This is a genomic window from Streptosporangium sp. NPDC048886 (assembly GCF_055586905.1).
This window is the reverse complement of record NZ_JBVJHH010000048.1, coordinates 38,368-49,628: the sequence shown is the minus strand read 5'-3', so window position 1 is coordinate 49,628 and position 11,261 is coordinate 38,368. Positions and strand designations below refer to the sequence as shown.

General features: G+C 68.4%; 21 protein-coding genes. 20 read left to right on the top strand and 1 reads right to left on the bottom strand.

Annotated elements, in window-relative coordinates; all coding sequences use genetic code 11:
* The first annotated feature begins 58 nt into the window (after window positions 1-58).
* The 13 genes from ACZ6R6_RS40930 to ACZ6R6_RS40870 all read left to right on the top strand — a co-directional run bounded on the left by ACZ6R6_RS40930 (window position 59) and on the right by ACZ6R6_RS40870 (window position 5,343).
* Complete coding sequence (locus ACZ6R6_RS40930; RefSeq protein WP_470102322.1) at window positions 59-493, top strand: hypothetical protein; 435 nt, start codon at window positions 59-61, stop codon at window positions 491-493.
* Window positions 490-906 (top strand): hypothetical protein, encoded by a 417-nt coding sequence (locus ACZ6R6_RS40925; RefSeq protein WP_470102321.1) that lies wholly within the window; start codon window positions 490-492, stop codon window positions 904-906. The genes ACZ6R6_RS40930 and ACZ6R6_RS40925 overlap by 4 nt, the downstream gene beginning before the upstream one ends.
* Window positions 907-990: 84 nt before the next feature.
* Complete coding sequence (locus tag ACZ6R6_RS40920) at window positions 991-1,452, top strand: hypothetical protein (RefSeq protein WP_470102320.1); 462 nt, start codon at window positions 991-993, stop codon at window positions 1,450-1,452.
* A gap of 148 nt (window positions 1,453-1,600) precedes the next feature.
* Window positions 1,601-1,996 (top strand): hypothetical protein, encoded by a 396-nt coding sequence (locus ACZ6R6_RS40915; protein WP_470102319.1) that lies wholly within the window; start codon window positions 1,601-1,603, stop codon window positions 1,994-1,996.
* Window positions 1,993-2,274 carry a hypothetical protein gene (locus ACZ6R6_RS40910; protein WP_470102318.1) on the top strand — a complete coding sequence of 94 codons (282 nt, stop codon included), beginning with the start codon at window positions 1,993-1,995 and terminating at the stop codon, window positions 2,272-2,274. The genes ACZ6R6_RS40915 and ACZ6R6_RS40910 overlap by 4 nt, the downstream gene beginning before the upstream one ends.
* A complete protein-coding gene (locus ACZ6R6_RS40905; RefSeq protein ID WP_470102317.1) occupies window positions 2,267-2,614 on the top strand; it encodes a hypothetical protein in 348 nt (115 codons plus the stop codon). Before ACZ6R6_RS40910 ends, ACZ6R6_RS40905 begins: the two co-directional genes overlap by 8 nt.
* Window positions 2,611-3,126, top strand: coding sequence for an HAD domain-containing protein (locus ACZ6R6_RS40900; RefSeq protein ID WP_470102316.1), 516 nt, complete (start codon window positions 2,611-2,613; stop codon window positions 3,124-3,126). The genes ACZ6R6_RS40905 and ACZ6R6_RS40900 overlap by 4 nt, the downstream gene beginning before the upstream one ends.
* Window positions 3,119-3,352, top strand: a complete 234-nt coding sequence (locus ACZ6R6_RS40895; RefSeq protein ID WP_470102315.1) for a hypothetical protein — start codon at window positions 3,119-3,121, stop codon at window positions 3,350-3,352. The genes ACZ6R6_RS40900 and ACZ6R6_RS40895 overlap by 8 nt, the downstream gene beginning before the upstream one ends.
* A complete protein-coding gene (locus tag ACZ6R6_RS40890; protein ID WP_470102314.1) occupies window positions 3,345-3,572 on the top strand; it encodes a hypothetical protein in 228 nt (75 codons plus the stop codon). Before ACZ6R6_RS40895 ends, ACZ6R6_RS40890 begins: the two co-directional genes overlap by 8 nt.
* Window positions 3,562-3,864 carry a hypothetical protein gene (locus ACZ6R6_RS40885; protein ID WP_470102313.1) on the top strand — a complete coding sequence of 101 codons (303 nt, stop codon included), beginning with the start codon at window positions 3,562-3,564 and terminating at the stop codon, window positions 3,862-3,864. Before ACZ6R6_RS40890 ends, ACZ6R6_RS40885 begins: the two co-directional genes overlap by 11 nt.
* On the top strand, window positions 3,854-4,144 hold the full coding sequence (locus ACZ6R6_RS40880) for a WhiB family transcriptional regulator (RefSeq protein ID WP_470102312.1): 291 nt from the start codon (window positions 3,854-3,856) through the stop codon (window positions 4,142-4,144). Before ACZ6R6_RS40885 ends, ACZ6R6_RS40880 begins: the two co-directional genes overlap by 11 nt.
* Window positions 4,145-4,165: 21 nt before the next feature.
* Entirely contained in the window at window positions 4,166-4,609 is a 444-nt protein-coding gene (locus ACZ6R6_RS40875) for a hypothetical protein (protein WP_470102311.1), read from the top strand.
* Window positions 4,606-5,343 (top strand): hypothetical protein, encoded by a 738-nt coding sequence (locus ACZ6R6_RS40870; RefSeq protein ID WP_470102310.1) that lies wholly within the window; start codon window positions 4,606-4,608, stop codon window positions 5,341-5,343. Before ACZ6R6_RS40875 ends, ACZ6R6_RS40870 begins: the two co-directional genes overlap by 4 nt.
* 744 nt (window positions 5,344-6,087) lie before the next feature.
* On the opposite strand, the gene ACZ6R6_RS40865 is transcribed toward ACZ6R6_RS40870, so the two are convergent.
* Entirely contained in the window at window positions 6,088-6,306 is a 219-nt protein-coding gene (locus ACZ6R6_RS40865) for a hypothetical protein (RefSeq protein WP_470102309.1), read from the bottom strand.
* Window positions 6,307-6,530: 224 nt separating this feature from the next.
* Here ACZ6R6_RS40865 and ACZ6R6_RS40860 point away from each other — a divergent pair, with 224 nt between their 5' ends.
* The 7 genes from ACZ6R6_RS40860 (at window position 6,531) to ACZ6R6_RS40830 (ending at window position 11,119) form a co-directional block, all read left to right on the top strand.
* Window positions 6,531-7,547, top strand: coding sequence for a hypothetical protein (locus tag ACZ6R6_RS40860; protein ID WP_470102308.1), 1,017 nt, complete (start codon window positions 6,531-6,533; stop codon window positions 7,545-7,547).
* Entirely contained in the window at window positions 7,544-8,107 is a 564-nt protein-coding gene (locus tag ACZ6R6_RS40855; protein ID WP_470102307.1) for a P-loop NTPase family protein, read from the top strand. Before ACZ6R6_RS40860 ends, ACZ6R6_RS40855 begins: the two co-directional genes overlap by 4 nt.
* Window positions 8,104-9,462 (top strand): replicative DNA helicase, encoded by a 1,359-nt coding sequence (locus ACZ6R6_RS40850; RefSeq protein ID WP_470102306.1) that lies wholly within the window; start codon window positions 8,104-8,106, stop codon window positions 9,460-9,462. Before ACZ6R6_RS40855 ends, ACZ6R6_RS40850 begins: the two co-directional genes overlap by 4 nt.
* On the top strand, window positions 9,462-9,698 hold the full coding sequence (locus ACZ6R6_RS40845) for a hypothetical protein (RefSeq protein WP_470102305.1): 237 nt from the start codon (window positions 9,462-9,464) through the stop codon (window positions 9,696-9,698). Before ACZ6R6_RS40850 ends, ACZ6R6_RS40845 begins: the two co-directional genes overlap by 1 nt.
* 67 nt (window positions 9,699-9,765) lie before the next feature.
* Window positions 9,766-10,161, top strand: coding sequence for a hypothetical protein (locus tag ACZ6R6_RS40840; protein ID WP_470102304.1), 396 nt, complete (start codon window positions 9,766-9,768; stop codon window positions 10,159-10,161).
* Window positions 10,162-10,301: 140 nt separating this feature from the next.
* Window positions 10,302-10,655: a hypothetical protein gene (locus tag ACZ6R6_RS40835; protein WP_470102303.1), complete on the top strand. Its 354-nt coding sequence runs from the start codon at window positions 10,302-10,304 to the stop codon at window positions 10,653-10,655.
* 32 nt (window positions 10,656-10,687) lie between these two features.
* A complete protein-coding gene (locus ACZ6R6_RS40830) occupies window positions 10,688-11,119 on the top strand; it encodes a hypothetical protein (protein WP_470102302.1) in 432 nt (143 codons plus the stop codon).
* The last annotated feature ends 142 nt before the right edge of the window (window positions 11,120-11,261 follow it).

Below are 11,261 nucleotides of genomic sequence, written 5' to 3'. Positions count from 1 at the left end.
AGCCCCGCCCGGGGATAGCGGGCGGGGCTCCACCCCCAACCCTAGAAGGGAATCAGCTGTGGCTGACACCAAGCGTGACCCCCTCGCTGACATCGCGCCCTACCCCCAGAAGGAGGAGGAGGCCACCGCAGAGGCGATGGCCAGGCACTATGCCGCGTTCGCCCTGATGCACCACACGCTGACCATGGGCCACCTCTCGTTCGAGAAGGACCGCGACAGGTACATGGCCTCCATCGGACACACGGTCGCCTACTACGGCATCACGTATCTGCTGCGGGAGCTGGAGGAGCGCGCCGGGACCGCTCAGGCCGACGCGGTGGCCTGCGAGTTGTGGAAGGACTGGGTGGACGGTTCGTGGATCGGGTCGTCCCTCTGGGAGTGGCTGGACGAGGAGTACGGCATCGACCCGGCCGGGGTGCAGAAGGCCGCGGCTGAGGTCTACGAGTCCATCAAGGCGAAGGCCGCCGAGAGCACCGCTGATGGTGCGGCATGAGCCACATCGATGACCTGTACGAGCCCGGAGACGACCGGGAGCCCGACGCGCCGGAGGAGTACGAGGAGCCGCTCGACCTCGACGCGATCCTCGCCGCCTACCGGGCGTCGATGGAAGAGTCCCGCATCACCGGCCCGTACCTGACTGCGGTCCTCGCCGCGGTGCCGGACCTGATTCGGGAGCTGCGCGCGGTGCGCGAGGAGCTCGCCTATTGGCGGGGCCTGGAGATGGACCAGGTCTACGCCGTCGCGCACGGCGGCAACCGGCGCCCCGAGGACTGCGCGCTGTTCGTCCACCACCGCAGCGGAGACGCCGCCGAGCACTCTGCCGCCCAGGACCCGGACGGCGCCACGGCGTACATGCGGGTGCGGACGCTGCACCCGTGGGCCGAGCTCGGCGAAGCCCCCTTCTGACCTTCCCCTTCCCCTTGCCGTCTCCGCGCCCTCCATCGGGGGTGGGCGCGGAGGCGGCCCCCTCGACCTAGGAGACCCACGATCATGAGCAACCCGTACCCAGCCGATCTCTCCCCTGTCCACCTGACAGCCGAGGACACCGACTTCCTGCGCCAGCGCCTGGAGCGCGACGAGGCGACCCTGATGAACGTCCGCGCGGATCGGGCCGTGATTCAGGCGAAGCTCGACTCCCGCGATCGGGTCATCGCGACCCTGGAGCGGTCGGTCGAGGAGGCCAAGCTGGCGCTCGGCGAGATCGCCAGCGCAGACCACCCTTTGACGACGCAGGGCGACCGCCTGGTGCACACCGCTCAGTGGGGGAACGTCGACCCGGATCCGACGCGGGTTTTCCAGCCCGCGGAGCCGGCTGGCCGGTGCAAGGGCTGCCAGGAGCCGCTGTGGCCCACCGCGAACGGTTCAGGGCTGGTGCACGCCTATGGCGGCGCGGACTGCTTCCCCGAGCAGGAAGACACCCCGCAGGCCGAGCTCGCCGAGCCGGTCCGGTGACCGGCCTGCGCCGCTTGTGGCGGCACTACGTGGCCCGCCAGCCGTACACCGGCCGGCACGCCCTCCCGGCCGAGACGCCGGGCCCCATCGCTGACGACGCCCCCACCGTGTCCTTCCGCCGCCCCCCGTACCCCCAGGAGCCGACCCGATGAGCACCGACACCCCCGAAGCCTGCCCGAAGAGCATCTATCTGCTGCGCCAGGAGAAGGTAGCCCACGCCATCCAGGCGTGGCAGGCGAGCACCAACACCTCCGGTCACCCGCTCGCTGACGCGAACGACCTGACCGACCACCTCGACAACGAGGGCCTGCTGATCCTGCCGCGGGCCGTCACCTACGGCAGGTGGGTGGTGCTGGTGGACGGCGAGCCCGCACCGTACCCCGACAGCGGTCGTCCGGCCGGGCCGGTGGACGCCGAGCAGGCCGCTGAGATCTTCCTGATCGAAGCGGCCAAGGCTGAGTCCGTCGACCGGTCACGGCAGATCACCATCCGTCCGGCGACGGACGCCGAGCTCGTCACATACGCGATCGGCGGTGCCCTGTGAGCACCGAGACGCACACCCCCGCTGCCGACCTGCTTGGGGCGGTCCGGCGCAAGCCCAACGGCAAGGTCCTCGCGGTCCTGTGGCCGGCCCCGCCGCACAAGGCGCGGTGGATGGTCACCGACTGCTGGGGTTCGTGCGGCTACGAAACGGACGAGGCGGTCGCGGACTGGCCGGTTGTTGGCGCGGTCCCGTACAGCCCCGCTGCCGGGTTCCCGATGCCCGCCCCCGCTTCCGCTGTTCAGGGAGAGGCGGAGACCAGCGGGGGCGACCGTGGCTGAGTCGATCACCCCGGAGCACTTGGACGAGCTGGTCGACACCGACCCGATCCGGTTGAAGGAGATTGCGCTGTCTCTCCTCATCAAGGTGGAGCGGCTCCGCGCCGAGTTGGCCGAGATCCGCGCTGACGAGCGTGCCCGCTGCGTCGCCGAGCTGCGCGCCCACTCGGTCGAGCGCATGGACATCGCCGTTGGCCAGGTGAGCGCTGGTGACGACAACGGGTTCGCCCGCGTCTCCTACGCCGCGACGATGAGCAAGGCTGCTCATCTCCTGGAGTCCGGAGAGCTGTCCACCCCGCTCGCTGGTCAGGGAGAGGCGGAGACCGCCGGGGGTGCCGAGTGAAGCCGCTGCTGCTGATCGACGTGGACGGCGTCCTGAACCCGTTCCGCCGCCCCGGCCCCGAGTGGGTCAAGACGAAGTGCTCGGTGGATGGCCGCTCTTACAACGTGCTGCTCAACCCGGGCCACGGCAAGCAGCTGCTGGAGCTCGCCGAGACGGTCGGCTGTGAGCTGGTGTGGGCCACCACCTGGGAGCACGACGCCAACACGCAGATCAGCCCGATCATCGGCCTGCCGCAGCTGCCCGTAATCGAGGTGGATCGCGACAACCAGCACCGCCACCGCTACGACGACGTCAGGCACAAGACGCCGCACGTCGCCGAATGGGTGCAAGGCCGCCCGTTCGTGTGGCTCGACGACTACCTCACCCACCGCGACGAGGAATACCTGCTCGCCCACGAAGGAGTCGGCGACTTTCTGATCATCCACGTCGATGACGGGCTCGGCATCACTGATGACGACCTCCGCGAGGCCGCCGCTTGGCTGACCGAGCACCAAGGCGGATCTGGTGCCTGACGTCATCAACCCGTGGTGGTTCGCCCCCGCTGGGCTCCTGATCGTTGGGGGCCTGGCGTGGGCGGCCACCGCCCATCTGATCCGGGCGTGTCGCTCCCGCCGCTTCATCGCCCGCCTACGCGCCGAGGGCGCCGCTATGGAGGCCGAGGGCTACTTCCAGGTCGACCAGGAGCGGCGCCTCCTCGCCGACGCCTATGACGTGTTCGAGGAGGAGAGCAATGCCTGAGGTAACTGTCCGCCGCGCCCAGCTCTGGGCGAGTCGAGTCGAGCCGTCCCGCCGTTTCCTCGTCACCACCGCCACCGACGCTGACGCCCGAGGCATGGACTACAGGGGGGGGGAGTCACGAACCAGCACCCTCACTCTCCCTATCGCTGACCTGAAGGCCCGGTATCGGCTGCTGGAGGACGTTCCCGCCCACTGGGGGCAGGTGACCTGTGACCGCTGAGACTCTCGCCCCTCACCCCGCCTGTACCGAGGTGGCCTGTACAGACGCTGTAGACGCTGTTGTGCACGGCCTTAAGGCCCGTGCGGCAGCCCTGAGGGAGAACCGTCCCGGCTACTCCGATCCGCTCGCTGACGCCCTCTGGGAGGGCTGCACGCGCGGTGAGGATCACGGGTTCATCTACGGCGACCCTCGCGCTATCGCCGCGGTTGCCCTGGAGGTCCTCGCCGCCGACCTCGCCGGATCGTCCCGGACGACTCCGGATGACCTCGGGGAGGCCAGCCATGGCGGCTAAGACGGGCACCTGGCAGTGGCAGCACGACGCCGCATGCCGCGGGGAGTCGCTGGTGCTGTTCTTCGGCCCCGAGGGGGAGCGGCAGCCGGAGCGTGACCTCCGGGAGCGGCAGGCCAAGGCCATCTGCGCCCAGTGCCCCGTACGTACTTCCTGCCTCACCTACGCGCTGTCCCGGCCGGAGAAGTACGGCACCTGGGGCGGCCTCAACCAGGACGAGCGCGGCTCTGAGCGGCGCCGCAAGCAGAGAGCCGCCCTGCGCGCCACCGCCAAGACCGTCTGATCGAGATCAAGGACACCCGACATGGGAAGACGACGTAACCCGCAGGACTACAGCCCAGAGCAGTTCGACGCCGTGGTGGCGATGATCCGCGGCGACCAGGGGCTTCAGCAGGACATCGAGCGCATCACCGGCCAGTCCCTGGAGGGCAAGACGCCGCGGGAGCTGTTCGACCTGTTCCGCGCCATCCAGGCCACCACTGAGGTGCAGGCCGTGGTCGTGAACTACGGCCGGGCCCGGCAGGCGGTGCGGCAGACCCGCATCGAGATGGACCTCGACCCGGCGAACCTGCCGCCGGACACCGCCCGCCACGTGGCGCAACTGCAGGCGAAGGTCGACAACGAGCGACAGCGCCGCATGGAGGCCGAGGCCGCCCTGAAGCAGCTCGCCGAGAAGCAGCGGGCTCAGCCTCGCAATCTTCTTTCCCTCCCCGCTAGCACCCCCACCAGGAAGGCGGTTGGCCAGTGAGCGCCGTCGACATCTTCGGAACCAAGACGAATGTGGCCCTCTACCGGGTGAGGCTGCAGCTCCGCGACAAGATCGTGGGCGGGGTGCCGTCGTCGGAGTCGGTCATCAAGGGCTGGCTCAAGACCCGCATGGAGCTCGGCGACCGCGATCTGCAGGAGCTGACGCAGAAGACCCTGGCGGAGCGGTTCCCTGACCGGCAGCCATCCGCGGACGAGCTGGCTGATGCGCTGCTGGAGTCCGACGCCGCCCCGTCGATCAACGGGTTCAAGCGGATCCCGGAAACGGGCGAACTGGCCTACGAGGGCCGATGCATGAAGTCCGCCATCAAGGAGTGGGCCAACTCCGCCTACCCGGGAACCGACTGGGACGGCAAGACCACCACGAAGAGCGATGTTGGCCGGCCACTGCCGAAGGGCTTCCGCAAGGGGCTCATGTCCACGATCGCCGAGCGGGTGTTCGTCACCGAGGTCTTCATCGGCTTGGGGGTGAAGGAGCCGTCAGGCATCGAAGAGCGCATCAAGCACGTCATGACCGCTCAGGGTCCGCGGTCGTCGATCAACCGGGTCGAGTACGTGGAGCGGCCAGTCCTGGAGTTCGAGCTGAAGGTCCACGACGACTTCCTGAGCATGGAGGCGTGGGGCCGCATCTGGGAGCGCGGCGAGGACATCGGCATCGGCTCTGACCGCGGCCGGTCCGACGGCAAGTTCGAGCTCCTCGCGTTCGAGCGGATCTGACCAGTGGGCTCCTTCATCTGCGACGCCGTCCCCGATACGGCTAGCCACGCCATGCCGACGAACCGAACCACCTCTATCCCTGCCGACGGTCCACCCCACTCCCGTCCTCGTCGACAGGTCAAGCCGGCGCTGTCCTGGCCGCTACGACAAGCCAAGCCGCGTCATCCCCATGCCGACACGCCATGCTTCGCCCGCCCATGCCAAGCCGACAAGCCACGCCCTGGACATCTCTTGCCGCTGCGACAAACCCAATCCCGCCTCATCAGGCCAAGCCACTCCGACCAGCCATCCCATGCCGGCCCCTACCAGCGCGACACGCCAACCCGAGCCGCCTCCGATGCTGCCCCGGGCGACTACTCCATCCTCGCCCTGCCCGGCCGCTTCAAGCCGACTCGCCACGCCTTGCCCGGCCTCACCGACAAGCCCTCCCATTCGCAAGTCCAACCCAGGGCGCGCCGACAAGCCGAGCCATCACAGCTCTCTGGCGACATGCCTGCCCAAACCCGGCCGGCCCGGTCCCGACAAGCCCATCCCGGCCTGTGATGACCAGCTAATTCCAGTGTGTTCCAGCAAATTCCAGTGATCGCATGCGAAAAGCCGGAGCCCACCCGATGTGGGTGGGCTCCGGCCGGCAACCGAAAGGAGGTGACCTTGATCTCTAGAGCGCGAAGAAGCGGCATGACCACCGATGTCGCCCGCGAGGGACTTGCTCAGGGGAGCCGTACGAGCGGCTCCCCGAGGGGATCAGGAGGGCGCGGTCTTCTTGCGCGCGTCCACGACCTTGCGGCGCACCCACTCCCGGGTGAAGCCGATCTCTCTGACGATGTCGACCTGCTGCTCGCCGTCGTCAAGCGCAGCGAGGACTTCGGCGACCAGGTCGTCATGCGCCGCTTCGGCGGCCTCGGTCCGGCGCTTGTAGGCGGCGGCGAGCCGGCGAAGTCGCTGCTGGCGGTCCTTGTCCACAAGGTCATGTTCGCACACGGGGGATGGCATCAAGGCGTGGCTGTGCGTCATGTGTCTACTGTAGGCCATGATGATTGGCCATGGCCATATGCCATGGGGTGTGGCATATAGTGGAACCGAACACCCGAGCTAGACCCGGGATTGATGGGGTGATCTGTCGAAAACAGGCCCCGCTTCCGCTGTCCCTTTAAGAGCACCACCAGCACCAAGGAGAACTCGTCCAGGTGAACGACGACAAGCTTCGGCCCGCTGCCGACCCCGCCATGGCGGCCGGAGAGCGAGCTGTGGGCCTGGACCGTCCGGCGGTCGGCTGGGCGTGGGCGCAGCCGATCACTAACAACCCGGGCGCCCGGGTCGTGCTGCTGTGCCTCGCCCTCCAGGTCGATGACGCCTGGGAGTGCACGGCGAGCCAGGACGAGATCGCGGCGGAGGCGTTGCTGTCTATCCGCTCGGTTCGCCGGCACATGGAGCAGTTGGAGGACGGCGAGTACATCCGGCGGAAGAAGCGGTTCGACGAGAAGGGACACCGGCTGCCGGATCTGTGCCGCCTGAACCCCGCCATGGACCTATCGGCCAATCTGGCCGGTAGGCAGGTCAGCCCACTGGCCAATCTGGACGCTAGGGAGGGCGACCACCGGCCAGATTGGCCAGTGGCCAATCTGGCCACTGGATCTGACCAGCAGGAATCCCTACCGGCCAATCTGGCCAGTGGGCAGGTTGACCTGTGGGCAGATTGGCCGGTGGTTGCCCCCTCTGAAACGGACATCCCCAGCTCAGAACCAGTGGCCAAATTGACCAGTGGCCAAATTGGCCGCGCTATAAGTAGTTCTCCTACGGAGAACTACAACAACAAACCCACTTCTATAAAGAAGCGCAGTCGCGCACAGTCCAGCGCCGAGGAGCACCCCCGCTTCGCTGAGTGGTACGCGGTCTACCCGCTGCACGACAAACGGCCCCAAGCCGTCAAAGCGTTCAACAAGGCCATCGAGAAGGTCGGGGACCCCCAGATCCTCATCGACGCCGCCGAGCGCTACGCGAAGTTCGACCGCCGAGTGCTGGACGGCTTCATCAAGGGCCCGTCCGTCTGGCTTAACAACAACTGCTGGGACGACGACATTCAGGTGCCGACTCCACGGGTCGCAGCAGGTGCTGACGGCCGCCCCTCCAACGGCTCTGGCCCCCAAGTACCTCCCCGCGGCACCCGACAGAACCCCTTCCGGAACAAGAGGGAGACAGCGTGAACTTCGACGACGACGCCATCGCTGAATGGCGTGCCGACCGGCTCCGTAAGCGCATCGCGGCTTTCCAGGCCCGCCGGCCGGTCTTACTCCGACACGCTGGCCAGCTCAACGACGAGGTTGCCGAGTGGGGCAGCCGCCTGTTCGACAACACCGCCCGCACGCTCGTCATCACCGGCGACGTCGGCACCGCGAAGACCTGGAACGTGTGGGAGGTCCTGGAGAGGGCGGTCAAAGTCGGTTACGCGGGCGAGATCCTGTTCATCACCGCCGCCGAGTGGCAGGACATCGCTGGCCCGCCACCGAATCTGGAGCGGCTGCGGAAGATGCGCACCGTTGACACCCTGGTTGTGGACGACCTTGGCGCGTGCCGGATCAACCCCTACCAGCTGGATCTGCTTGGGCCAGTGATGGACGAGCGGTGGGTCAACGGCCGCCCCACCGCGATCACCTCGAACATGGACGACTTCGACACGGCCCTGGGCGAGCGGCTGACTTCCCGTCTCGGTGATGGCGTCATTAACGCCATGCTCGAAGGCGAAGACCTGCGGGCGGGCCGATGAGCGACTTCGACTCCGACCAGGAAGACCGCGACCTCTTCGCCGAGCGGTCGGTGCTCGGCTCGATGATGCTGACCGCCGACGCCGCTGATCGGGCGTTGGAGGCGGTGTCCAGCCGTGACTTCAAGCGGCCCGGCCATCAGCTGATCTTTGAGGCGATCTCGGCGCTGGCCAACCGCGGCATGGGCATCGACCCGCTGACGGTGGCCGACGAACTCGACAAGCACCAGATGCTGCCCCGCGTTGGCGGCGCGCTGACGCTGCACGAGATGACCGCCGTCGTGCCGACCGCCGTCAACGTGGGCTACTACCTAGCACAGGTCCGCGAGGCGGCCGTCACCCGGCACACGCTGATGGCGACCGCGCAGGCCGGCCAGGTCATGGCCAACCGGGAGATGGACCTCGACGACCGGGTGGACGCGGTCCGCTCGCTCATCGACGACGCCACCCGCCTCACCTCGTCGGCGCCGATGCGGTCGGTCGCCGACGTGATCGGCCCGCTGCTGGACCGGCTCGGCTCCAAGACGCCGGCCGAGGGCGTGACGACCGGCTGGTCCGACTTGGACGGCATGCTGACCAAGCTCCGCCCGGGACAGCTCGTCGTGGTGGGCGCCCGGCCGGGCATGGGCAAGTCCGTCGTCATGATCAACCTGGCGGCGCACGTGCGTATCACCCTCGGCCTGCCCGTCCTGTACGCCAGCCTGGAGATGTCCGAGGACGAGATCGTCCTGCGCATGCTCGCCCAGAAGGCCAAAGCGGACCTGTCGCGGCTACAGAAGGGCGCCCTGGACGACCAGGAGTGGTCACGCGCCGCCGACTGGGCTGGCCGGATCGCCGAGTACGACGACCTGATCATCGACGACGACGCGTCCATGACGATCGCGAACCTGCGCTCCAACATCCGCCGGATGCGCCGCAACGGCATGCCGCCCGCCCTCGTCGTCGTCGACTACCTCCAGCTCATGTCCACCGGCAAACGAGTCGAGTCCCGCCAGGCCGAGGTGTCCGAGCTGAGCCGCAACTTGAAGATCCTCGCCAAGGAGTTCGAGGTGCCTGTCGTCGTCGGCTCACAGCTCAACCGCGAGTCCGAGAAGCGCGCCAGCAAGCGCCCCACCCAGGCAGACCTTCGCGAGTCCGGCGCCGTCGAGCAGGACGCCGACGTGATCCTCCTGCTGCACCGCGAGGACGCCTACGAGCCGGAGTCGCCCCGGGCGGGCGAACTCGACGTGATCATCGAAAAGAACCGGCAGGGCCCGCGGGGTGTTGTGACCCTCGCCTGGCAGGGCCACTACGCCCGCGCGATGGACTTCGAACGTGAGTCGCCGGACGGCCGCCCGAACCTGCAGGTCGTGAAGTGATGGCGGTCCGCTTCCCCGCCCGCCCGGTGTGTGAGTGGTGCGGGTCCAGGCCCGCCACCGAGCTGCTGGTCCGCGACCGCCCCACGGAGAAGGGCGGCACCCATAGGGCTTGCACGCTGGCCTGCACCGGCTGCGGCGACCGGATGTCCTTGACCATCGCCCGCATCGAGGACGTGACCGCGATGTACCGCCTCGCCATCAACCCCCTCATCCCCGCATCACAGGAGGCGTGCTGATGACCCGCCCCGACCGTCCCGACTCGCCCTGTCCCCACCTTGTGGACGCTGCTGTGGAGGAGATCGCATGACCGCCGACGAATGGAACGCGACTCACCCGGTCGGGACACCGGTCCGCTACTGGCCCGGCTGGCGTGAGGGTGAAGGCCGACCCGGCCTCACCCGTACCCCTGCGTGGCGTCTCGGGTCCGGCGAGCACGTGGTCTCCGTCGAGGGGTACGCGGGCGGCATCGCCCTCACCCACGTGGAGCCTGTCCCTGGCCTGTGCCGGGCGGTAAGCGAGCACGGAGACGTGTGCGTCAACTCCGAGGACCATTCCGGCCTGTGCCGGTCGGGAGTAGGGCGCCGGCTCGTGTCCTCGCCTGAGAAGGCCGACAAGCCGTGGTTCTGGTACCGCGACCCCGCCTCGTCTGCCTCTGTGGCCCCTTCCGCCCCTCCGGGAGCCGCGCAGAGCGTCGTGTAGGCCGGATTGGTCCACGACTGAGGGGTGCCCGCACTGATCTTGTCTCAGGGCTCTACAGCCCTCCGAACGGAACTCCAGTTCCCAAAACTGATCTTCATGGGAACTCCAGAGCGACTCACAGCCACGAAAGGACCCCCGAAATGCCCTGGAGAACCCTCCTGCACTGGGTCGATGACACGACGATCGTCGACGGCCGCGTCTACCACCTCGTCAAACACCCAGGCGACGCCGACGACAAGGGCCGCCCCGACCCGGCGGAGACGTGGTACCTGCACGAAGACGACGGCGGCCAGCCCGAGGACATGCGCTGCTCGTTCACCCTCGGCGGCAACAAGCGGGTAGCGCGCCGCCTGGCTGAGCTGCTCCTCGTCGACCAGTGGGAGCGCGTGTACGGCCGCCGCGCCGCGGACGGCGGCGAACTGTGGAAGAGCCCGGCCGGCGACGTCCGCCCCCTCGCCGAGCTGCTCCGCGGCGAGCACCGCACCTCCGCCTGACCCCCGACAACCTCAACGACAGGGAGACCCCGATGTCTGACCCCACCTACTGCAGCAACCCAGACCACGCCCGGCCGACGCCCGCGATCGTCCACCTGTCCTGGCCTGACGGCCGATTCAAGCCCACAACCGCCTGCATCAGCGACATGCAGTTCCACGTTCGCGCCTCCATCGACGAGGGCCACCCCGTGATCCTCCAGCCCGTCGCGCCCAGCCCGTACGACCGCAAGGGCGGCACCTACCTGGTCTGGTCGAACGAGTCCGCCGCATGGTGGGGGCCGCACGGATCTGGCTACACCGCCGACGTCTGGTCAGCCGGCCGCTACGACGAGAGCGAAGCGATCAAGGCGTGCGGCATGCGGACCTGGTCGCAGGGCGCCCAGCCGCCCGAGGTGATGGTCCTCGCCCCCGAGGACGGCCGCGCTGCCTTCACCGTGGACGACATCCGCGCCGTACCTGTCTGATGCGGCAGCGCATCCGCGAGGCGACCCGACAGGCCATCGCCGAGCGCAAGGCCGCCGCCTCTGTTCCCGCCTGACCCCCGCCCCTCCGCCGTCCCGTCCGGTCTGTCTCCGGACGGGACCTCCAACCCCCGAAAGGCAAGAC

Excerpts from the sequence above, each read along its gene's own strand:
- ACZ6R6_RS40875 (WP_470102311.1), top strand. The coding sequence starts at position 4,166 with ATGGGAAGACGACGTAACCCGCAGGACTACAGCCCAGAGCAGTTCGAC.
- ACZ6R6_RS40880 (WP_470102312.1), top strand. The coding sequence starts at position 3,854 with ATGGCGGCTAAGACGGGCACCTGGCAGTGGCAGCACGACGCCGCATGC.
- ACZ6R6_RS40925 (WP_470102321.1), top strand. The coding sequence starts at position 490 with ATGAGCCACATCGATGACCTGTACGAGCCCGGAGACGACCGGGAGCCC.
- ACZ6R6_RS40915 (WP_470102319.1), top strand. The coding sequence starts at position 1,601 with ATGAGCACCGACACCCCCGAAGCCTGCCCGAAGAGCATCTATCTGCTG.
- ACZ6R6_RS40845 (WP_470102305.1), top strand. The coding sequence starts at position 9,462 with ATGGCGGTCCGCTTCCCCGCCCGCCCGGTGTGTGAGTGGTGCGGGTCC.
- ACZ6R6_RS40920 (WP_470102320.1), top strand. The coding sequence starts at position 991 with ATGAGCAACCCGTACCCAGCCGATCTCTCCCCTGTCCACCTGACAGCC.
- ACZ6R6_RS40890 (WP_470102314.1), top strand. The coding sequence starts at position 3,345 with ATGCCTGAGGTAACTGTCCGCCGCGCCCAGCTCTGGGCGAGTCGAGTC.
- ACZ6R6_RS40830 (WP_470102302.1), top strand. The coding sequence starts at position 10,688 with ATGTCTGACCCCACCTACTGCAGCAACCCAGACCACGCCCGGCCGACG.
- ACZ6R6_RS40850 (WP_470102306.1), top strand. The coding sequence starts at position 8,104 with ATGAGCGACTTCGACTCCGACCAGGAAGACCGCGACCTCTTCGCCGAG.
- ACZ6R6_RS40835 (WP_470102303.1), top strand. The coding sequence starts at position 10,302 with ATGCCCTGGAGAACCCTCCTGCACTGGGTCGATGACACGACGATCGTC.
- ACZ6R6_RS40840 (WP_470102304.1), top strand. The coding sequence starts at position 9,766 with ATGACCGCCGACGAATGGAACGCGACTCACCCGGTCGGGACACCGGTC.